The 18918-nt window shown below is 70.9% G+C and carries 18 protein-coding genes and 1 riboswitch; of the genes, 11 read left to right on the top strand and 7 right to left on the bottom strand.

The window, feature by feature from the left end; translation table 11 throughout:
* Positions 1-10 precede the first annotated feature (10 nt).
* The 4 genes from CG723_RS26390 to CG723_RS26375 all read right to left on the bottom strand — a co-directional run bounded on the left by CG723_RS26390 (position 11) and on the right by CG723_RS26375 (position 3573).
* The gene (locus tag CG723_RS26390; protein ID WP_100595965.1) at positions 11-334 is read right to left on the bottom strand and encodes a DMT family transporter; all 324 of its coding nucleotides are present in this window, start codon (positions 332-334) and stop codon (positions 11-13) included.
* Between the two features lie 116 nt (positions 335-450).
* Positions 451-1461 (bottom strand): ribosome small subunit-dependent GTPase A, encoded by a 1011-nt coding sequence (gene rsgA / locus CG723_RS26385; protein ID WP_100595964.1) that lies wholly within the window; start codon positions 1459-1461, stop codon positions 451-453.
* 16 nt (positions 1462-1477) lie between these two features.
* Positions 1478-2794 carry a 3-phosphoshikimate 1-carboxyvinyltransferase gene (aroA, locus tag CG723_RS26380; RefSeq protein WP_100595963.1) on the bottom strand — a complete coding sequence of 439 codons (1317 nt, stop codon included), beginning with the start codon at positions 2792-2794 and terminating at the stop codon, positions 1478-1480.
* A 56-nt stretch (positions 2795-2850) separates the two neighbouring features.
* Positions 2851-3573 carry a M50 family metallopeptidase gene (locus CG723_RS26375; RefSeq protein ID WP_100595962.1) on the bottom strand — a complete coding sequence of 241 codons (723 nt, stop codon included), beginning with the start codon at positions 3571-3573 and terminating at the stop codon, positions 2851-2853.
* 49 nt (positions 3574-3622) lie between these two features.
* Here CG723_RS26375 and CG723_RS26370 point away from each other — a divergent pair, with 49 nt between their 5' ends.
* From CG723_RS26370 to CG723_RS26325, 10 genes are all read left to right on the top strand, one after another.
* Entirely contained in the window at positions 3623-4438 is an 816-nt protein-coding gene (locus tag CG723_RS26370; RefSeq protein ID WP_100595961.1) for an SOS response-associated peptidase, read from the top strand.
* Position 4439: 1 nt separating this feature from the next.
* Positions 4440-5117: an alpha/beta hydrolase family protein gene (locus CG723_RS26365; RefSeq protein ID WP_100595960.1), complete on the top strand. Its 678-nt coding sequence runs from the start codon at positions 4440-4442 to the stop codon at positions 5115-5117.
* A gap of 305 nt (positions 5118-5422) precedes the next feature.
* Entirely contained in the window at positions 5423-6088 is a 666-nt protein-coding gene (sigR, locus tag CG723_RS26360) for an RNA polymerase sigma factor SigR (protein WP_199841903.1), read from the top strand.
* Entirely contained in the window at positions 6085-6396 is a 312-nt protein-coding gene (gene rsrA / locus CG723_RS26355) for a mycothiol system anti-sigma-R factor (RefSeq protein WP_100595958.1), read from the top strand. Before sigR ends, rsrA begins: the two co-directional genes overlap by 4 nt.
* A 239-nt stretch (positions 6397-6635) precedes the next feature.
* Positions 6636-7961, top strand: coding sequence for an HD-GYP domain-containing protein (locus CG723_RS26350; protein WP_100595957.1), 1326 nt, complete (start codon positions 6636-6638; stop codon positions 7959-7961).
* Positions 7958-9238 carry an HD-GYP domain-containing protein gene (locus tag CG723_RS26345; protein WP_442802588.1) on the top strand — a complete coding sequence of 427 codons (1281 nt, stop codon included), beginning with the start codon at positions 7958-7960 and terminating at the stop codon, positions 9236-9238. Before CG723_RS26350 ends, CG723_RS26345 begins: the two co-directional genes overlap by 4 nt.
* Before the next feature lie 150 nt (positions 9239-9388).
* Complete coding sequence (locus CG723_RS26340; protein ID WP_100596001.1) at positions 9389-10369, top strand: tetratricopeptide repeat protein; 981 nt, start codon at positions 9389-9391, stop codon at positions 10367-10369.
* Positions 10370-10434: 65 nt separating this feature from the next.
* The gene (gene def, locus CG723_RS26335) at positions 10435-11085 is read left to right on the top strand and encodes a peptide deformylase (RefSeq protein ID WP_100595955.1); all 651 of its coding nucleotides are present in this window, start codon (positions 10435-10437) and stop codon (positions 11083-11085) included.
* A gap of 322 nt (positions 11086-11407) precedes the next feature.
* Positions 11408-12502 (top strand): epi-isozizaene synthase, encoded by a 1095-nt coding sequence (gene cyc1 / locus CG723_RS26330; protein WP_100596000.1) that lies wholly within the window; start codon positions 11408-11410, stop codon positions 12500-12502.
* Positions 12499-13878: a bifunctional albaflavenone monooxygenase/terpene synthase gene (locus CG723_RS26325; RefSeq protein ID WP_100595954.1), complete on the top strand. Its 1380-nt coding sequence runs from the start codon at positions 12499-12501 to the stop codon at positions 13876-13878. Before cyc1 ends, CG723_RS26325 begins: the two co-directional genes overlap by 4 nt.
* A 50-nt stretch (positions 13879-13928) precedes the next feature.
* Here CG723_RS26325 and CG723_RS26320 read toward each other — a convergent pair whose 3' ends face one another.
* Complete coding sequence (locus CG723_RS26320) at positions 13929-14891, bottom strand: helix-turn-helix domain-containing protein (RefSeq protein WP_100595953.1); 963 nt, start codon at positions 14889-14891, stop codon at positions 13929-13931.
* 94 nt (positions 14892-14985) lie between these two features.
* Between CG723_RS26320 and CG723_RS26315 the strand changes: the two genes are divergently transcribed.
* On the top strand, positions 14986-15165 hold the full coding sequence (locus CG723_RS26315) for a hypothetical protein (RefSeq protein WP_100595999.1): 180 nt from the start codon (positions 14986-14988) through the stop codon (positions 15163-15165).
* Between the two features lie 66 nt (positions 15166-15231).
* Here the strand turns inward: CG723_RS26315 and CG723_RS26310 are convergent, their stop codons facing one another.
* Together CG723_RS26310 and CG723_RS26305 are read right to left on the bottom strand one after the other, a co-directional pair.
* Complete coding sequence (locus tag CG723_RS26310) at positions 15232-16251, bottom strand: ribonucleotide-diphosphate reductase subunit beta (RefSeq protein WP_100595952.1); 1020 nt, start codon at positions 16249-16251, stop codon at positions 15232-15234.
* Entirely contained in the window at positions 16251-18635 is a 2385-nt protein-coding gene (locus CG723_RS26305; RefSeq protein WP_100595951.1) for a ribonucleoside-diphosphate reductase subunit alpha, read from the bottom strand. The genes CG723_RS26310 and CG723_RS26305 overlap by 1 nt, the downstream gene beginning before the upstream one ends.
* Positions 18636-18752: 117 nt before the next feature.
* Positions 18753-18870: riboswitch (cobalamin riboswitch) on the bottom strand.
* Positions 18871-18918: the final 48 nt, after the last annotated feature.

The following is an 18918-nucleotide window of genomic DNA, read 5'->3' as shown; positions in this document are numbered from 1 at the left end:
GCGTGGCGGCTCAGTGCGCCGAGCCCGACAGCTGAAGCCCGATCACACCGACGATCACGAACGAGATCGAGACGAGCTTGAGGGTGGAGACCAGGTCGTCGAGGAAGACCATGCCGTAGATCGCGGTGCCCGCCGCGCCGATGCCCGTCCACACCGCGTACGCGGGACCCACGTCGAGCTTGCGCAGCGCGAGCGTGAGGAGGCCGAAGCTGCCGAGGGCGAAGCACGAGAAGGCGATCGTCGGCCAGAGCCGGGTGAAGCCGTGCGAGAGCTTCAGGCAGACCGCGAAGCCGGTCTCGAGAATCCCCGCCACGATGACCAGCAGCCACGCCATGTGCTTGCCTCCAGCATCTTCGACTTCCGTGACCGCTTCGTACGCTTTCGATCTTGCATCCGGCTTGGTGCGAGTATGCACTTACCGTCGCGGGGCGGTCGCAAACAACGCTGAGGTCAGTCGCCCTCGCGTCGCTCCCTCGTGGCGAGCAGCCGCCGCAGTGAGTACAGACGCGCGGGGTCGGCATGTCCCTGAGCGGCCCACTCGTCGAGCGCGCAGTCCGGCTCGTCGTGGCTGCACGCGCGCGGACAGTTCTCCGTGCCCGGCTCCAGGTCGGGGAAGGCGTGGATGACGCGGGACGGGTCGACGTAGTGCAGACCGAAGGAGCGCACGCCCGGGGTGTCGATCACCCAGCCGCTGTCGTCGGGCAGCGGCAGCGCGAGCGCGGACGTCGTGGTGTGCCGGCCGCGGCCCGTGACCGCGTTGACATGGCCCGTCGTACGCCGGCTGCCCTTCGGCACCAACGCGTTCACCAGCGTCGTCTTGCCGACGCCGGAGTGGCCGACGAACACGGTGATCTTGCCGTCGAGCTGCTCGCGCACCCGGGCGACCGCCGCCCCGCTCTCCAGCTCGTCCCGGCTGGTGACGACATAGGGGACGCCCAACGCCCCGTACATCTCCAGGAGCTTGTCCGGCGGGTCGAGGTCCGACTTGGTCAGGACGAGGAGCGGGTCGAGGCCGCTGTCGTACGCGGCGACGAGGCAGCGGTCGATCATGCGGGGGCGCGGCTCGGGGTCCGCGAGGGCGGTGACTATGGCGAGCTGGTCCGCGTTGGCGACGACCACGCGCTCGTACGGGTCGTCGTCGTCGGCCGTGCGGCGCAGGACGGAGGTGCGCTCCCCGATGCGGACGATGCGGGCGAGGGTGTCCTTCTTGCCGGACAGATCCCCGACGACGGAGACCTGGTCGCCGACCACGGCCGCCTTGCGGCCCAGCTCGCGGGCCTTCATCGCGGTGACGGGGATGTCGTCGATGAGGACGGTGAGGCGGCCCCGGTCCACGGTCAGGACCATGCCGTCAGCGGCGTCCTCGTGCTTCGGGCGGATGTTCGTGCGCGGGCGGTTGCCCTTGCGGTTGGGGCGGACGCGGATGTCGTCCTCGTCGGGGTTCTTGCCGTAGCGGCGCATGATCTCGATCCGCCCGTCAGTTCCCCAGCATCCCGGCCCACAGGTCGGGGAAGTCGGGCAGTGTCTTGGCGGTCGTCCCCACGTTCTCGATCTCCACGCCCGGCACGGCGAGGCCGATGATCGCGCCCGCGGTGGCCATGCGGTGGTCGTCGTACGTGTGGAAGATCCCGCCGTGCAGGCGGCGCGGCCGGATGTGCAGGCCGTCGGCGGTCTCGGTGACGTCGCCGCCGAGCTCGTTGATCTCCTTGGTGAGCGCGGCCAGGCGGTCCGTCTCGTGCAGGCGCAGGTGCGCCACGCCCCGGAGCGTGGAGGGGGAGTCGGCGAGGGCCGCGACGGCCGCGATGCCGGGCGTCAGCTCGCCGACCTCGCTCAGGTCCACGTCGATGCCGTGGATCGCGCCGGATCCGGTGAACTCGAGGCCCTGCCCGGTCAGTTCGCAGGAGCCGCCCATCAGGGTGAAGATCTCGCGCAACCGGTCGCCGGGCTGCGTCGTGCGCTCCGGCCAGTCGGGGACGGTGACCTTGCCGCCGGTGACGAGGGCCGCGGCCAGGAACGGCTGGGCGTTCGACAGGTCGGGCTCCACCGTCAGGTCGCGGCCGAGCAGGGCGCCCGAGGTGACGCGCCAGACGTTCGGCTCGCCGCCGGACTCCGGGGTGTCGACCTGGGCGCCGACCGTGCGCAGCATGTCGACGGTCATCCGGATGTGCGGCATCGAGGGCAGCGGGCCGCCGACGTGACGCATCTCGACCCCCTGGTTGAAGCGCGGCGCGGACAGCAGGAGGGCGCTGACGAACTGCGACGAGGAGGACGCGTCGATCTCGACCCGGCCGCCGTCGAGGGCGCCGGTGCCGTGCACGGTCATCGGGAGCGAGCCGCGGCTGTCGTCGTCGATCCGGGCGCCGAGCACGCGCAGCGCGTCGATCACGCCGTTCAGCGGCCGCTCGTACGAACGGGGGTCGCCGTCGAAGCGCACCGATCCGTCGGCGAGCGCCGCGACGGGGGGCAGGAAGCGCATCACCGTACCGGCGTTGCCCACGTCGACCGTGGCCGGGCCGCGCAGCCCCGAAGGGATGACGCGCCAGGCCTCGCCGGAACCGTCCGGGCCCACGCCCTCCTCGATGCCGACGCCCATGGCGCGCAGGGCGGCCGCCATCAGGAGCGTGTCGCGCGAGCGCAGCGGGCGGCGCAGCCAGCCGGGCTCGGCGGCGAGCGCGGCCAGGACGAGCGCGCGGTTGGTGACCGACTTCGACCCCGGCACATGGACCGTCGCGAAGACGGGGCCGCTCGCGTGGGGGGCGGGCCAGAGAGAGGTGTGCACGGGGATTTCGGTCATGCCTTTACTTTAGTGGGCTCAGGCGATCGGGCCGGATCACGAGCCCCCACCCGGGGTCAGAGTCCCAGCAGCCAGCGGCCCCCGCCGAGCAGCGAGCACAGTGAGACGGCGTGGAAGAAGAACAGCCACATTCCCGCCGGCACGTGCGTGAGCCGCGACAGCTGGTCCGCGTCGGAGTCCCCGGCCCCGCCCCGCCTGCGCTTGCTCTGCAGCTCGAACGCGGGCCGCACGCCGCCCAGGAGCAGGAACCACACGACGACGTATGCGAACGCGGCCTGCACCTGCGGTCCCGCCAGCCACGACACGAGCACGAAGAGGCCGCCGGTCAGGATCACGGTCAGCGCGCCGTACGCGTTCCTGATCATCACGAGCAGCGCCAGGAGCAGGGCCGTGGCCAGCCACAGGAGGGCCGTGATGTGCCCGGCGGCGAGCAGCGCCGCGCCGCCGAGGCCGAGGAGCGGGGGAGCGGTGTAGCCGGCGGCCGCGGTCAGGATCATGCCCAGGCCCGACGGCTTGCCACGGCTGACCGTGAGGCCGCTGGTGTCCGAGTGCAGCCTGATGCCGTCGAGACGGCGCCCGCTGAGCAGGGCCACGATGCCGTGCCCGCCCTCGTGGGCGATGGTGATCGCGTTGCGGGAGAGCCGCCATATGTTGTGCGGGACGATCACGGCGAGCGCGGCCGCCGCTGTGGCGAACACCACCCACTGATCGGGGTCGGACTGGCTGCCGAAGACCCGGTCCCACAGGTCGGCGGCGCCGCTACTCGCGGTGACGTACATGGCTGGAGCGGCTCCCTCTGGCGGGCCAGTATCTGGCACTGTGGCACGTATGTGCGGACGGTATGCATCGAGTCGTAGGCCCGAGGATCTCGCAGGAATCTTTGAGATCGAGAAGTGGGAGCCCGAGGAGACCCTCGCGCCCGACTTCAACGTGGCCCCGACCAAGGAGGTCTACGCGGTACTCGACCGCCCTGTGAAGGACGCTGCCGACCGGAATCCGGTTCGTCAGCTGCGCACACTCAAGTGGGGCCTCGTGCCGTCGTGGTCGAAGACCCCCGAGGGCGGCGCCCGGATGATCAACGCCCGCGCCGAGACGGTGTACGAGAAGCCCTCGTACCGCCGCGCCTTCTCGAGCCGCCGCTGCATCCTGCCCGCCGACGGCTACTACGAGTGGGTCACCGGCGTCGGCGAGCGCGACCTGGAGGTCGAGGGCAAGAAGAAGCGGCCGCGCAAGCAGCCCTACTTCGTCACGCCCGCCGACGGCTCCGTCTTCGCGATGGCGGGCCTGTACGAGTTCTGGCGCGACCGCACCCTGCCCGACGAGCACCCGCTCGCCTGGTGGGTGACGTGCACGGTCATCACCACCGAGGCGGAGACCGCGCCGCTCGCCGTCGCCCCCGACGAGGGGCCCCACTCGCTCTCCGACATCCACCCCCGCATGCCGCTCATGCTCACCCCGGACCGCTGGGACGCCTGGCTCGACCCGGCGCACACCGACGTCGACGACCTGAAGTCGCTGCTCGCGCCGCCGCCGGAGGGACTGATGCGGGCCTACCCCGTCTCGACCTCGGTCAGCAACGTGCGCAACAACGGGCCGGAGCTGCTCAAGGAGCTGGAAGGGCCCGAGGAGGGCACACTCTTCTGACGTGACCAAGAACACGACCACGAGAGCCGCCGGACCCGCTGCGAAGACCGAGATCGTCGAGACCGGCGCAGGTGAGGCCCGCATCACCTGGCACCCGGCCCCCGGGAAGAAAGCCCGCCTCGTCCTGGCCCTCAGCCATGGCGCTGGCGGCGGCATCGAGGCGCGTGACCTGAAGGCCGTCGCCGCCGAGCTGCCCGCACACGGAGTGACCGTCGCCCTCGTCGAGCAGCCGTGGCGGGTGGCCGGCAAGAAGGTGGCGCCCGCGCCGAAGACCTTGGACGTCGGCTGGCGCGGGGTGTGGCCCGCCCTGGAGGAGCCGGGGCTCCCGGTCGTCTCGGGCGGGCGCAGCGCGGGCGCGCGCGTGGCGTGCCGCACGGCGCAAGAACTCGGCGCGGCCGCCGTCCTCGCCCTGAGCTTCCCACTCCACCCGCCGGGCCGCCCCGAGAAGTCCCGCGCCGACGAACTCCTCGGCGCCGGGGTCCCCACCCTCGTCGTCCAGGGCGGCAACGACCCCTTCGGGAAGCCCGCGGAATTCCCCGGATCCACCGCGTACGAGCTCGTCGAAATCCCTTACGGGGACCACGGGTTCGCGGTGCCCAAGCGGGCGGACATCGGCCAGGACGAGGCCGTGGCACTCATCGTGGACGCCGTCGCGAAGTGGGCCGGATCACTCGCGTAACGCCCGGGAATGTTGCGGCCCGGGCGTCTGTTGTCGGGAACAGACGGTACGAGAGTGCTGTCGAAGGCCTGTGAGAAGTCACGCGTTGTCACGAGTGCTTACGAGAGGAAGTCCGCCGCATGGGTTCGACCATCTGCCCGAGCCGCAGCAGCGCCGCTGACCTGGAGTGGAGCGTGCTGCACGCGGCGAAGACCGCCCCCATTCGGACGGCGGGCGGACCCGATCGCCAGGCCGCTTCGGCCGAAGGTCGTCTATTCTCCGATTCGAGTGGGGTCTCCTTCGGCCCCGCCACGTCGTTGGAGGAGGTGGGTCCGGTCACTGGCACCGACGCAGGGACCGAACACGGCCAGGCGGAAGAGCCCGAGGAGACCGCCGCGGAGCGCAGCCTGCGCTTCGAGCGCGACGCGCTCACGTTCCTCGACCAGATGTACTCGGCCGCGCTGCGCATGACGCGCAACCCGGCCGATGCCGAGGACCTGGTGCAGGAGACCTACGCGAAGGCGTACGCGTCGTTCCACCAGTTCCGCGAGGGCACGAACCTCAAGGCGTGGCTGTACCGCATCCTCACGAACACCTTCATCAACTCGTACCGCAAGAAGCAGCGCGAGCCCCAGCGCAGTGCCGCCGAGGAGATCGAGGACTGGCAGCTGGCGCGTGCCGAGTCGCACATGTCGACCGGCCTGCGTTCCGCCGAGTCGCAGGCGCTCGACCACCTGCCCGACTCGGACGTGAAGTCGGCGCTCCAGGCGATCCCCGAGGAGTTCCGCATCGCGGTCTATCTCGCCGACGTAGAGGGCTTTGCGTACAAGGAGATCGCGGACATCATGGGGACACCCATCGGGACGGTGATGTCCCGGCTCCACCGGGGCCGTCGCCAGCTGCGCGGCATGCTCGAGGACTACGCCCGCGACCGCGGACTGGTCCCGGCCGGTGCCGGGGAGTCGAACGAAGCGAAAGGCTCGGGCTCATGAGCTGCGGCGAGCACCACGAGACGGACTGCAGTGAAGTCCTCGACCATCTCTACGAGTTCCTCGATCACGAGATGCCGGACAGCGACTGCACGAAGTTCGAGACGCACTTCGAGGAGTGCTCTCCGTGCCTCGAGAAGTACGGCCTCGAGCAGGCCGTGAAGAAACTGGTCAAGCGGTGCTGCGGCCAGGACGACGTACCGAGCGACCTGCGCTCGAAGGTCATGGGCCGCATCGACCTGATCCGTTCGGGGCAGGCCGTGCCCGACCAGGACGTGACGGCGTCGGCTCCCAAGCTGAAGGAAGCCTGAGACTGCGGCCCCCGGGGCCGAGCGGTGATGAGCGGGACGTGACGGCGATACGTCACGTCCCGCCGCCGTTCCCCGCCGTTCCCGGCCGGGTTCCCCGCCCCTCGTTCTCCACCCCCGTCACCCGAATGTGCTAATCCGCCGTCGGGTGGCCCGGGGAATCCTCGCGATGCCGCCCGCGCGCCCTCTCCACCGCTCTATTCTCCGGAACCTGAAGCGGGATCACGGGGAGGGGGGTCGGTATGCGCACGGTTCCGCCAGTGGCCCTCGGCTATGTCCTGTGCGCGGCCGGCGGCGCCCTCGCGTGCCTGGCCCCCGCCGCGGGCCCGGCCACACCCTGGCCCGCCGTCGGACTCCTCGCCGTCCTCTACACGGGATGCGAACACGCGGGCCAGTGCCGCGTGATCGGGCGGCGCGTACCCAAGGGCATGGGCACCTTCTTCCCGGTGCTGCTCGCCGGAGCGTTCCTCCTGCCGCCCGCGGCTGCCGCACTCGTCGCCGTGCCCGAAGCGCTCGTCGCCAGGACCGACCGGCGCCCGGCCGGCCTGCGCCGCGTCTGGCGCGCCGCCCAGCTCGCCCTCGCCACCTGGGCCGCCGCCCGCGTCCACGGAGCGCTCGGCGGCACCGCGGCGGTGTCCGCGCCCCACTTCCCTTACGCGCTCGTGCCCGCCGGAGCGGCGGTCCTCGTCTTCTGCGCCGTCCTCGCCCTGCTCGACGGCGGCATCCTCGCCACCGCCGAACGCGTCCCGCTGCGCGCCGCCTGGCGCGGCCTCTTCCCGAGCGCCCTCGGACCCGTCGCCGTGCACGGCCTCGCGGGCCTCATGATGGCCGTCCTGTGGCGCAGCCCGTACGGCCCGTTCGCCGCGCTGCTCGTGCTGCTGCCGATGTACATCTCCTGCTGGGTGTTCGCCCAGTACCACCGCGAGCGCGCCGCCCACCAGGAGACGATCCGGGCTCTCGTACAGGCCGTCGACATCAAGGACGGATACACGCGGGGCCACAGCGAGCGGGTCGGCCAGGCGTCCATGATGATCGCCCGCGAACTCGGCATGGCGGACGAGCGCGCCGAGGTCCTGCGGTTCGCCGGGATCCTGCACGACGTCGGCAAACTCGGCGTCCCCACCCGCCTGTTGCGCAAGGACGGCCCGCTGACCCCCGAGGAGCGGCGCATCATCGAACTGCACCCCGAGTACGGGCACGAGATGGTGCGCGGCATCGGGTTCCTGGGGGAGGCGCGGGCGGCGATCCTGCATCACCACGAGCGGATGGACGGCAGCGGGTACCCCTACGGGCTCACGGGGGCGCAGATCCCGGAGTTCGCGCGGGTGGTGGCGGTGGCGGACGCGTTCGACGCGATGACGTCCACCCGGTCCTACTCGCGGGCGCGGCCCGTCGACGTCGCCCTCGCCGAGCTGTCCCGGTGCGCGGGCGCGCAGTTCGACCCGCTGATGGTCGGGGCGCTGGTGCGGGCGCTCGGGCGGCACGGATGGAACCCCGCGGTGACCGCGGACGAGGCCGCCGGGCAGGTGCCCGGGCCCCGCGTCACGCGGCGGGCGGCTCCGCGGTGACGTGGAGGCGGTCCCCGGGTCCGGGGAGCGGCCGGGCGCGCACCACGATCGCGGCCGTCCAGGGCCTCGCCGTCGTGCTCAGCGCCGCCTCCCTGGGCGCCACCCTCTGGAAGGGGCTGGAGGAACCCGGGACGGCGCTCGCCTTCGGCGTGCTCATCGCCGTCGGTGAACTCGCGCGCTGGGGGGCACCCGGAAAGGACCGGGAGCCCGCACCACTCGGGGTCGCCGGCGCGCTCGCCTACGCACTCCTCGGGGAGACGGCGGGGCAGGCGACGCATCACGGAGCGCTCCAGGTCGTCGCCGTCTGCGTCGCGGCCGCGCTCGTCGGCTCCGTGCCGCACCTCGCGGTCGGGCGCGGGCCGTCCGCCGACCACATGGCGCGGCGCGTCCTCACCGTCGCCTTCGCCGCCGTCTGCTTCCAACCCCTGTACAACGAGGGCAGGTTCGGCGCCTGGCTCGGCGACGGCGCGGCCTACGCGCTGCTGCTCGTCGGGCTGCTCGTCCTGACCGCGCTGTGCGACGCCGTCCTCGCCGCGGCCATGGCGCACGCCCGTACCGGCTGGCCGTTCGGGCCGCTGCTCAGGGACGAGCTGCGGGCCATGAGCGGCATCGGCTCCGCGGTGTGCGCCACCGGCGCCGTCATCGCCCTCGCCGTGGCCGTCGCCGGACTGTGGGCGCTGCCCGTCTTCTGCCTGCCCCTCCTCCTGACCCAGCTCGCCTTCCGTCGGTACGCCGCCGTGCGGACCACGTACCGGCAGACGATCGCCTCGCTGGCCCGCGCCACCGAGATCGCCGGCTACACGCCCCAGGGCCACGCCCTGCGCGTCGCGGCGCTCAGCCGCGCCGTGGGCCGTGAGCTGGGTCTCTCCGAGCCCGACCTCACCGTCCTGGAGTACGCGGCCCTCATGCACGACATCGGGCAGCTGTCCCTCGTCGACCCCGTGGCCGACGGCGCCACCGCCGCCCTGCCCGCCCAGGAGCAGCGCCGGATCGCGCTGCTGGGCGGGGCCGTCGTGCGCCAGACGGGAGTGGACGCCGAGGTCGCCGTCGTCGTCGAGCGCCAGGCCGACCCCTACCGTGAGCAGCCCCTCACCGCGCGCATCGTCCGCACCGCCAACGCATACGACGAGATGGCCCGGGGAGAAGGTCCCCAGGGCCCCCTCACCGCCCTGGAGCGACTGCGTCTGGCCACGGGGCGCGACTACCAGCCCGATGTGGTGGAATCCCTGGCCAGGGTCGTGTCGAGGGGCGGGGTGACCCTGCCCCCGGCTGGGTAACCCATGGGTAATGAGCGGCTGTCCGGCCGCACGTGGTTGGATGCGAAGAAGAGGATGTCCGGGGGCTCAGGCCCCGGCCGTGCTCCTTGGGGGAAGGCCTCCCGAGGGCACCGTCCCCCGGACCGACAGGCGGGAATGCAGGCGGGAATCGTGAGGATCTTCGGCAAGGGACGGCACCGGCCCTCCGCCTCATGGCGGCAGGCCACCGATCGGGCGTTCACGCTCATCGGCGACGGCCGGTACGAGGACGCCGGGGCCCTGCTCACCCGGGCCGCCGACCTCGAGCCGTGGCTGTCCGAGTCCTGGTTCAACCTCGCGCTGCTGCACAAGTTCCGGCATGACTGGGAGCAGGCGCGGGCCGCGGGCCTGCGCGCGGTCGCCCTCCTGGACCGCGAGAGCGGCGCCCCCGACTGGTGGAACGTGGGCATCGCGGCCACCGCCCTGCAGGACTGGCCGCTCGCACGGCGGGCCTGGCAGGCGTACGGACTGAAGGTGCCGGGCGGCGCGACCGCCGCCGGTGAGCCGACCGGCATGGACCTGGGCAGCGCCGCCGTGCGGCTGTCGCCGGAGGGCGAGGCCGAGGTGGTGTGGGGGCGCAGGCTCGACCCCGCCCGCATGGAGGTCCTGTCCATCCCGCTGCCGTCCTCCGGGCGGCGCTGGGGCGAGGTCGTGCTGCACGACGGCGTGCCCCACGGGGAGCGGACGACGGCCGCCGGGCACTCGTACCCCGTCTTCGACGAGATCGAGCTGTGGGCTCCCTCGCCCGTCCCCACCTGGGTCGTTCTCCTGGAAGCGGCGACCGAGGCCGACCGGGACGCCCTGGAGCAGCTCGCCTCCGACGCCGGTTTCGCCGCCGAGGACTGGTCGTCCTCCGTGCGGCTGCTGTGCCGGATGTGCTCCGAGTCGCGGATGCCGTCCGACGAGGGCGACGGCGAGCACCTGGACCCGCACGACCACAGCGAGCCCGGACATCCGGGGCCGCTCGGCCACCGCACGGACGGCCAGCTGTGGGTGCCCGAGCGCGAGTGCGGTGTCGCGGCGCCCGCGGCGCTGGTGCGGGGGCTGCTCGACGGCTGGGTCGCGGACAGCCCGGACTCCAGGGACTGGCGGGACCTTGAAGAGGTCTGCTGACCGGTCCCCGTAGGCTGTACCCCGGAAAATTTGTCGTAGCAGGTACCGGAAGGCGTACGTCGGACATGGCGCAGCAGGACACCGAGCACGAGCACGCCGGAGTGCTCCCCGTGGACGACGAGGGCTTCGTCCTCGACACCGAGGACAACGCCGCCCGCGAGGAGGCCGCCGTCGCGCGCGGCACGTCGCGGCCGATCACCGTCGTCGGGAACCCCGTCCTGCACAAGGAGTGCAAGGACGTCACCGAGTTCGGCGACGAGCTCGCGCAGCTGGTCGACGACATGTTCGCCAGCCAGCGCACCGCGGAGGGCGTGGGCCTCGCCGCCAACCAGATCGGCGTCGACCTGAAGGTCTTCGTCTACGACTGCCCGGACGACGACGGGGCGCGCCACACCGGCGTGGTCTGCAACCCGGTGCTCCAGGAGCTGCCCGCGGACCAGCGCCGCCTCGACGACTCGAACGAGGGCTGCCTGTCCGTGCCGACGGCGTACGCGCCGCTCGCGCGTCCCGACTACGCGGTGGTGACCGGGCAGGACGAGAAGGGCAACCCGATCAAGGTCCGCGGCACGGGCTACTTCGCGCGCTGCCTCCAGCACGAGACGGACCACCTGTACGGGTACCTGTACATCGACCGACTCTCCAAGCGCGAGCGCAAGGACGCCATGCAGCAGATGGCCGAGGGCACCCCGCGCTACGAGGTCGTCTCCAACGACTGAGTGGGAAGGGCCTGTTGGGCCCTGAGCGCACCCGAGTGACATCCGAGCGGTGTCCGGCCAGGTTCCCAACTGGCCGGGCGCCGCTCGCGTGTTCGGGGCCCGGACCACCCTTGCGGTCAGGTGTGCGAACCGGATCGGCCCCAGATGATCCAAAATCAGTCACCTAAGGGGACTTTTCCGGCGCATGGGGGGAGTGAGGGGAGCAAATCCGTTCCCAGAACGGTCAGTTGTAGTGCTGAATAGAAAGTGCGGGGATACGCAACGGCGCGCGCCCGGCACGGCGGAGGGGCGCACGCCATCAGGCGGCTGAGAGGGGTTGTTCGTGCCTGCTTTCTCACACAGCACTTCACGGACTCGGGTGCAGACACAGACGCAGACAGCGGTCCCACCGGCGCTGGCGCTACCGGTGATCGAGGAGGCGTTTCCTCGCAATCTGCATCCGTATTGGCCAAAGCTTCAGGAGAAGACGCGGTCCTGGCTGCTCCAAAAGCGGCTCATGTCGCCCGACAAGGTGGAGAAATATGCCGATGGCCTTTGCTACACCGACCTCATGGCGGGCTACTACATAGGAGCCCCCGACGACCTCCTCTCCGCGATTTGCGACTACAGCGCGTGGTTCTTCGTCTGGGACGACCGCCACGACCGCGACGTGATCCACGGCCGGGCCGGCGCCTGGCGACGCCTCGCCGTCCAGCTCCACGCGGCACTTGAGGCACCTCAGCTCCATCTGCACCACAGGGACCCTCTGGTTGCGGCGTTCGCCGACAGTGTGCTCCGGCTGAACGGCTCCCTCACCCGTTCATGGAACGCCCGGTTCGCCCGCCACTTCCACGTGGTGATCGACGCCTACGACCAGGAATTCCGGAACCGGACCTCGGGAACGGTGCCTTCGGTCGAGGAGTACATCGCACTCCGAAGGAATACCTTCGCGCACTGGATATGGCTCGATCTCCTCGAGCCGACCGCGCAGTACGAGCTCCCGGAATGGGTGCTCGAAAGCCCCGCATACCGGCGTGCCGCGCTCGCGTGCCAGGATTTCGCCGCGTGGTACAACGACCTGTGCTCACTGCCCAAGGAACTCGCGGGCGATGAACTCCACAACCTCGGAATAAGCCTCATCCAGCATGAGGGGCTTTCCCTCGAAGAGGCCGTGGAAGAAGTCCACCGAAGGGTTCGCGGATGCATTTTTGAATTCCTGGTCGCGGAGCCCGAAGTTCTGCGTATGGCGAACGAAGTGGCCGACGGGACTTTAGCGGGCGAGAGCCTCGCCCAGGCACTCAGGTCGTGCGTCTCCAATATGCGGAACTGGTTCAGTTCCGTGTACTGGTTCCACCACGAGTCGGGCCGCTATCAGGTGGACAGCTGGGACGACCGCGCCACTCCTCCGTACATCAGCGACCAGGCAGGTGACGAATGACCGTCGAATCGGCAGAATCCTCCGTTCCGGCCGTGGCGGAACCCGGTGAGCGACGCACACCGCCGTACGCCGGCGGCGGCGCGCCCCTCCTCGGGCACGCCTGGAACCTCGTGCGCGACCCCCTCGCCTTCGTGGCCTCACTGCGCGGTCACGGCGACCTGGTCCGCCTCCGGCTCGGCCCGAAGACGGCGTACGCGGTCTGCGATCCCGACCTCGTGGCCACGCTCCTCAAGAGCCCCGACTACATGGTCGGCGGGCCCCTCTGGGACACCCTCGGAGTGCTCCTCGGCAAGGGCGTGGCGACCAGCAACGGGCCCATGCACCGGCGCCAGCGGCGCACCATCCAGCCCGCGTTCCGCACCGACCGCATCGCCGACCACGCGACCGTGATGGAGGAGGAGGCGCGCGCCATGGCGGCGCGCTGGAAGCCCGGCGAGACGGTCGACATCGGCGCCGAGGTGTTCCGCACGGCGGTGCGCATCGTCGCCCGCTCCGTCCTGCACGTCGACTCGGTCGACGAGCGCGCCGACCGGCTCAGCTCCTCGCTGCACACGGTCTTCAGCGGCCTGTACCGGCGCATGGTCCTGTCCGTCGGCCCCTTCTACCGGCTGCCACTTCCGGCCAATCGCCGATTCGAGCGGGCCTTGGCCGATTTGCATCGGCTGGTGGACGAGATCATTGCCGAGCGGCGCGCGTCCGGCGTCAATCCGGGTGACCTGCTCGCGGCATTGCTCGGCGCCGAGGACGAGAATGGCGAAACGGTCGGCGAGCAGGAGGTGCACGACCAAGTCGTCTCCCTCGTCGTGGCCGGCGCGGAGAATGTCGCGTCGACCCTCACGTGGACGTTCCAGCTCCTTGCAGAACACCCCGAGCAGGAAAGCCGGTTGCACGAGGAGGTTGAATCCGTGACGGCCGGCCGCCCCGTCGCATTCGCCGACCTCAAGGGCCTAATCCACACGCGCAATGTCATCACGGAGGCGATGCGCATACGGCCGGCCGTATGGATATTGACGCGGCAGGCCGCCGTCGATACCGAGCTCGGCGGCTATCACATTCCGGCCGGTGCGGACATCGTCTACAGCCCGTATGCGATGCAGCGCGATCCGCGGTCCTTCCCGGACCATCTGGAGTTCGACCCCGACCGCTGGCTGCCGGAACGCGCCGCGGAAAGCCGGCAGAGCGCGATGATGCCGTTCAGTGTCGGCAACCGGAAGTGCCCCGGCGATCACTTCAGCATGGCCGAACTGGCCATCATCCTGGCCACGGTGACGCCCCGCTGGCGACTGGTTCCGGCCGCGGAGACGGACAGCACGGCCCGCGTCGGGATCACGCTCCAGCCCAAGCGGGCGCTGCTGCGGGTGGAGGGGCGCGGGTAGCGGTCCACGCGCCCGGTGCGCGGGGGCCGGTCGGCCGACTCCCCGCGCACTCAGGCCGCGGACCGCACCCGGAACGTACGCCGGAAGGCGTTGGGCGTCGTGCCCAGCGCCTTCATGAACTGATGCCGCATCGCCGCCGCATTGCCGAACCCGGCCCGCCCGGCGATCGACTCCACCGTCTCGTCCGTCTGCTCCAGCAACTCCTGTGCCAGCAGCACCCGTTGGCGAAGCAGCCACCGGTACGGCGTCGTCCCCGTCTCCTGCTGGAAGCGACGCGCGAAGGTGCGCGGCGACATGAGGGCGCGCGCCGCGAGCTCCTCGACCGTCAGCGTCTCGTCCAGATGGGCCTCCATCCACGCCAGTACGCCCCCCACGGTGTCGCAGGGAGTGGCGGGCAGCGGCCGCTTCACGTACTGGGCCTGCCCGCCGTCGCGGTGGGGCGGGACCACCATGCGGCGGGCGATGGCGTTGGCGACCTCGGAGCCGTGCTCCTTGCGGACGATGTGCAGACAGGCGTCGATGCCGGCGGCGGTGCCCGCCGAGGTGATGACCGGCCCCTCGTCGACGTACAGGACGTCGGGATCGACGCGGGTGCGCGGGTGGCGCACCGCCAGTTCGTCCGCGTACCGCCAGTGCACCGCGGACCGCCGTCCGTCAAGGAGCCCGGCCGCGCCGAGCACGAAGACGCCCGAGCAGACGCTGAGGACGCGCGCGCCCCGGTCGACCGCGCGGCGCAGTGCGTCGAGCAGCTCGGGCGGGTAGCCGTCGCGCAGGGTGCCCGCCGCGGGGACGGCGATGAGGTCGGCCTCCTCCAGCCGCTCCAGGCCGAACGGGGTGGAGATCGTCATGCCCGGCACATGGGTGGCCAGCTCCGGCCCTTCGACGGACACCGCCGCGAAGTCGTACACGGGGAGCCCGGCCTCGCTCCGGTCGAGGCCGAACACCTCGCAGATGACGCCGAGTTCGAAGGGATGCACACCGTCGAGCAGCACTGCGGCCACGTTCTTCAGCATGCCGTCCAGTGTGCCGCACGGTTGGCAGTAATTCGAGGGTCAGCGACAGTCCTGCCACTGCCGGATGGGTCCGCGACGGACGAGAGTGGAGGACATGAACACAGCGATGAACTTCCTCACCGTCCTCTTCGTCTTCCTCCTCCTGGCGGCCCCGTCCCTGTACGGGGCCGCCCACGACCGCCGGATCGACCGGCAGATCCGGGAGGCCCAGCGGGCAGCCCGGCGGGACGCCGAACGCCCGTCCCGCCGGGCCGAGTTCACTACCGTCGCCTAGAGATCGCGGCCGAGAGATCCCGGCCCGGAGATCGCGGTCAAGAGACCCCGGCCCGGAGACCCCGGCCTAGAAGTCCTCGTCGAACCCGACCGAGCCCTCGACGGCGACCTGGTAGGCCGACGGCCGGCGCTCGAAGAAGTTCGTCAGCTCCTGGACGCCCTGGAGCTCCATGAAGGAGAAGGGGTTCTCCGAGCCGTAGACCGGCGCGAAGCCGAGGCGCTGGAGACGCTGGTCGGCGACGCACTCCAGGTACTGGCGCATCGAGTCGGTGTTCATCCCGGGCAGGCCCTCACCGCACAGGTCGCGGGCGAACTGGAGCTCGGCCTCGACCGCCTCGCTCAGCATCGCGGTGACCTGCTCCTGGAGCCGGTCGTCGAACAGGTCCGGCTCCTCCTTGCGGACGGTGTCGACGACCTCGAACGCGAACGACATGTGCATCGTCTCGTCGCGGAACACCCAGTTCGTGCCGGTCGCGAGGCCGTGCAGCAGGCCGCGGCTGCGGAACCAGTACACGTAGGCGAACGCCCCGTAGAAGAACAGGCCCTCGATGCACGCCGCGAAGCAGATCAGGTTGAGGAGGAAGCGGCGGCGGTCCGCCTTCGTCTCCAGGCGGTCCAGCTTCTCGACCGAATCCATCCACTTGAAGCAGAACTCTGCCTTCTCACGGATGGAGGGGATCTCCTCGACCGCGTCGAACGCGGCCGCGCGGTCCTCCGGGTCGGGGAGGTAGGTGTCCAGGAGGGTCAGGTAGAACTGGACGTGCACGGCCTCCTCGAACAGCTGGCGCGACAGATACAGGCGCGCCTCGGGGGAGTTGATGTGCTTGTACAGCGTCAGGACCAGGTTGTTCGAGACGATCGAGTCACCCGTCGCGAAGAACGCGACCAGGCGGCCGATCATGTGCTGCTCGCCCGGCGAGAGCTTCGCGAGGTCGGCGACGTCCGAGTGGAGGTCGACCTCCTCGACGGTCCAGGTGTTCTTGATCGCGTCCCGGTAGCGCTCGTAGAAGTCCGGGTAGCGCATGGGACGCAGGGTCAGTTCGAAGCCCGGGTCGAGCAGGTTCTTCTCGGAGTTGGGGGTGGTCATTACTGGCAGGCCTCGCAGGACTCGGGGTTTTCGAGGGAGCAGGCGACGGCCTCGGGGTCGGCGGCCTGCTGGACGGGGATGGGGGCGGCGGACGCCGCGCGGGCGATCCGCGTCGCCGGGCGCGAGCGCAGGTAGTACGTCGTCTTCAGACCCGACTTCCAGGCGTACGCGTACATCGACGAGAGCTTGCCGATGGTGGGCGTCTCCAGGAACAGGTTCAGGGACTGCGCCTGGTCGAGGAACGGCGTACGGGCCGCCGCCATGTCGATCAGACCGCGCTGCGGGATCTCCCACGCCGTGCGGTACAGCTCGCGCACCTCGGCCGGGATCCAGCCGAAGCCTTGCACGGAGCCGCTGGACTCGCGCAGCGCCTCGCGGGTCTGCGCGTCCCACACGCCGAGCCGCTTGAGCTCCTGGACCAGGTAGGAGTTGACCTGGAGGAACTCGCCGGAGAGCGTCTCGCGCTTGAACAGGTTGGAGACCTGCGGCTCGATGCACTCGTAGACACCCGCGATGGACGCGATCGTGGCGGTGGGCGCGATGGCGAGGAGCAGGGAGTTGCGCATCCCGGTGGCGGCGATGCGTTCGCGCAGCGCGGCCCAGCGCTCCGGCCAGGTCAGCTCGACGCCGTAGTGGTCCGGGTGCAGCACGCCGCGCGCGGTGCGGGTCTTCTCCCACGCGGGGAGCGGACCGTTGCGTTCGGCGAGGTCGGCGGACGCCTCGTACGCGGCGAGCATGATGCGCTCGGCGATCCGCGTGGACAGGGCCTTCGCCTCGGGGGAGTCGAAGGGCAGCTTCAGCTGGAAGAAGACGTCCTGGAGGCCCATCGCGCCGAGGCCCACCGGTCGCCACTTGGCGTTGGAGCGGCCGGCCTGCTCGCTCGGGTAGAAGTTGATGTCGACGACGCGGTCGAGGAACGTGACGGCCGTGCGCACGGTCGCGTCCAGGCGCTCCCAGTCGACAGCGCCGTCGCGCACGAAGGCGCCGAGGTTGACCGATCCCAGGTTGCAGACCGCGGTCTCGCCGTCGTCCGTGACCTCGAGGATCTCGGTGCACAGGTTCGAGGAGTGGACGACGTTGCCGCGCTCCGCCGTCTGGTTGGCGGTGCGGTTGGCGGCGTCCTTGAAGGTCAGCCAGCCGTTTCCGGTCTGCGCCAGGGTGCGCATCATGCGGCCGTACAGCTCGCGTGCGGGCATCGTCTTCTGCGCGAGCCCGGCGGCCTCCGCCGCGCGGTACGCGGTGTCGAACTCCTCGCCCCACAGGTCGACGAGGTCGGGCACGTCGGACGGCGAGAAGAGCGACCACGTGCCGTCGTCGGCGACGCGGCGCATGAACTCGTCCGGGATCCAGTGCGCGAGGTTGAGGTTGTGGGTGCGCCGGGCGTCCTCGCCCGTGTTGTCCCGCAGCTCCAGGAACTCCTCGATGTCGGAGTGCCACGTCTCCAGGTAGACGGCCGCGGCGCCCTTGCGCCGGCCGCCCTGGTTCACGGCCGCGACGGACGCGTCGAGGGTCTTCAGGAACGGCACGATGCCGTTGGAGTGCCCGTTCGTGCCGCGGATCAGCGAACCGCGCGAGCGGATGCGCGAGTACGAGAGGCCGATGCCGCCCGCGTGCTTCGACAGGCGCGCCACCTGGTGGTAGCGGTCGTAGATGGAGTCCAGCTCGTCGAGGGGCGAGTCGAGGAGATAGCAGGACGACATCTGCGGGTGGCGGGTGCCGGAGTTGAAGAGCGTCGGCGACGACGGCAGGTAGTCGAGGCGGCTCATCAGGCGGTACAGGGAGGTGACTTCGTCGAGGGCGCGGACCGAGTCGTCCTCGGCGAGGCCGCATGCGACGCGCAGCATGAAGTGCTGCGGGGTCTCGACGACCTGCCGGGTGATCGGGTGGCGCAGCAGGTAACGGCTGTGCAGGGTGCGCAGTCCGAAGTAGCCGAAGCGGTCGTCGGCGCCCTCGGTGACGGAGGCGGTGACGAGCGCGTCGAGGCGTTCGGCGTGCAGCTGCACGAAGTCGGCCGTGCGGTCGGCGATCAGGCCCTCGCGGTGGCCCACCGCGACGGATTCGGAGAACGAGGTGACGCCCTGCGACGCGGCCTCCTCGGCGATGCTGATCGTCAGGAGCCTGGCGGCGAGCCGCGAGTACTCCGGGTCCTCGGAGATGAGGCCCGCGGCGGCCTCGGTGGCGAGGGAGCGCAGCTCGGCGGTGATGCCGGAGGCCGCCACGGCGGACCTGCCGCGCAGTGCGGCGGCGGCGACCTTGCCCGGGTCGGTGTCCGTCAGGTCGGCGGTCAGTTCGGTCAGGGTGCGCAGCAGCGCGGTTCCCGGGGCGTCGTGCTGTTCGGGGTTCCCTGCCAGCTCTGAGGCCGGTTCGGCGGGCGCGATGGTCACGTGGAGCTCTCCCTCGCTCGGCTCTGGGCCTGACGGGGAGGAGGGCACGGGGGCATGGCGGAGCCCGCGTCACCGGCCCACTCCACGAGACCCGGACGTTGTCATCCCGGGCCGGACGGCTCGGGCAGGCTGTCGACAGGTCCTCGGACTTCACGTATGCGTGCATACGTACACCGTTGCGGGACAGTTCCGGACTTGCACCGGATTCCCCTGCGGCGACAGCGAGCACGAGCATACATCTTGTGTCGGGCTCGGATGGCAGCCCCACATCTTGTGTCGGCTA

Source organism: Streptomyces sp. CB01635, assembly GCF_002803065.1.
Classification (GTDB): domain Bacteria; phylum Actinomycetota; class Actinomycetes; order Streptomycetales; family Streptomycetaceae; genus Streptomyces.
Note: the sequence above shows the minus strand (reverse complement) of the source record. Positions and strands in the feature narration are given on the sequence as shown.

Bases quoted from the DNA above. Each gene is read 5' to 3' on its own strand.
- CG723_RS26350 (WP_100595957.1), top strand. From the start codon at position 6,636: ATGCGCACGGTTCCGCCAGTGGCCCTCGGCTATGTCCTGTGCGCGGCC.
- aroA (WP_100595963.1), bottom strand. From the start codon at position 2,794: ATGACCGAAATCCCCGTGCACACCTCTCTCTGGCCCGCCCCCCACGCG.
- CG723_RS26375 (WP_100595962.1), bottom strand. From the start codon at position 3,573: ATGTACGTCACCGCGAGTAGCGGCGCCGCCGACCTGTGGGACCGGGTC.
- CG723_RS26325 (WP_100595954.1), top strand. From the start codon at position 12,499: ATGACCGTCGAATCGGCAGAATCCTCCGTTCCGGCCGTGGCGGAACCC.
- rsgA (WP_100595964.1), bottom strand. From the start codon at position 1,461: ATGCGCCGCTACGGCAAGAACCCCGACGAGGACGACATCCGCGTCCGC.
- rsrA (WP_100595958.1), top strand. From the start codon at position 6,085: ATGAGCTGCGGCGAGCACCACGAGACGGACTGCAGTGAAGTCCTCGAC.
- CG723_RS26390 (WP_100595965.1), bottom strand. From the start codon at position 334: ATGGCGTGGCTGCTGGTCATCGTGGCGGGGATTCTCGAGACCGGCTTC.
- CG723_RS26310 (WP_100595952.1), bottom strand. From the start codon at position 16,251: ATGACCACCCCCAACTCCGAGAAGAACCTGCTCGACCCGGGCTTCGAA.
- CG723_RS26370 (WP_100595961.1), top strand. From the start codon at position 3,623: ATGTGCGGACGGTATGCATCGAGTCGTAGGCCCGAGGATCTCGCAGGA.
- CG723_RS26315 (WP_100595999.1), top strand. From the start codon at position 14,986: ATGAACACAGCGATGAACTTCCTCACCGTCCTCTTCGTCTTCCTCCTC.
- def (WP_100595955.1), top strand. From the start codon at position 10,435: ATGGCGCAGCAGGACACCGAGCACGAGCACGCCGGAGTGCTCCCCGTG.
- CG723_RS26320 (WP_100595953.1), bottom strand. From the start codon at position 14,891: ATGCTGAAGAACGTGGCCGCAGTGCTGCTCGACGGTGTGCATCCCTTC.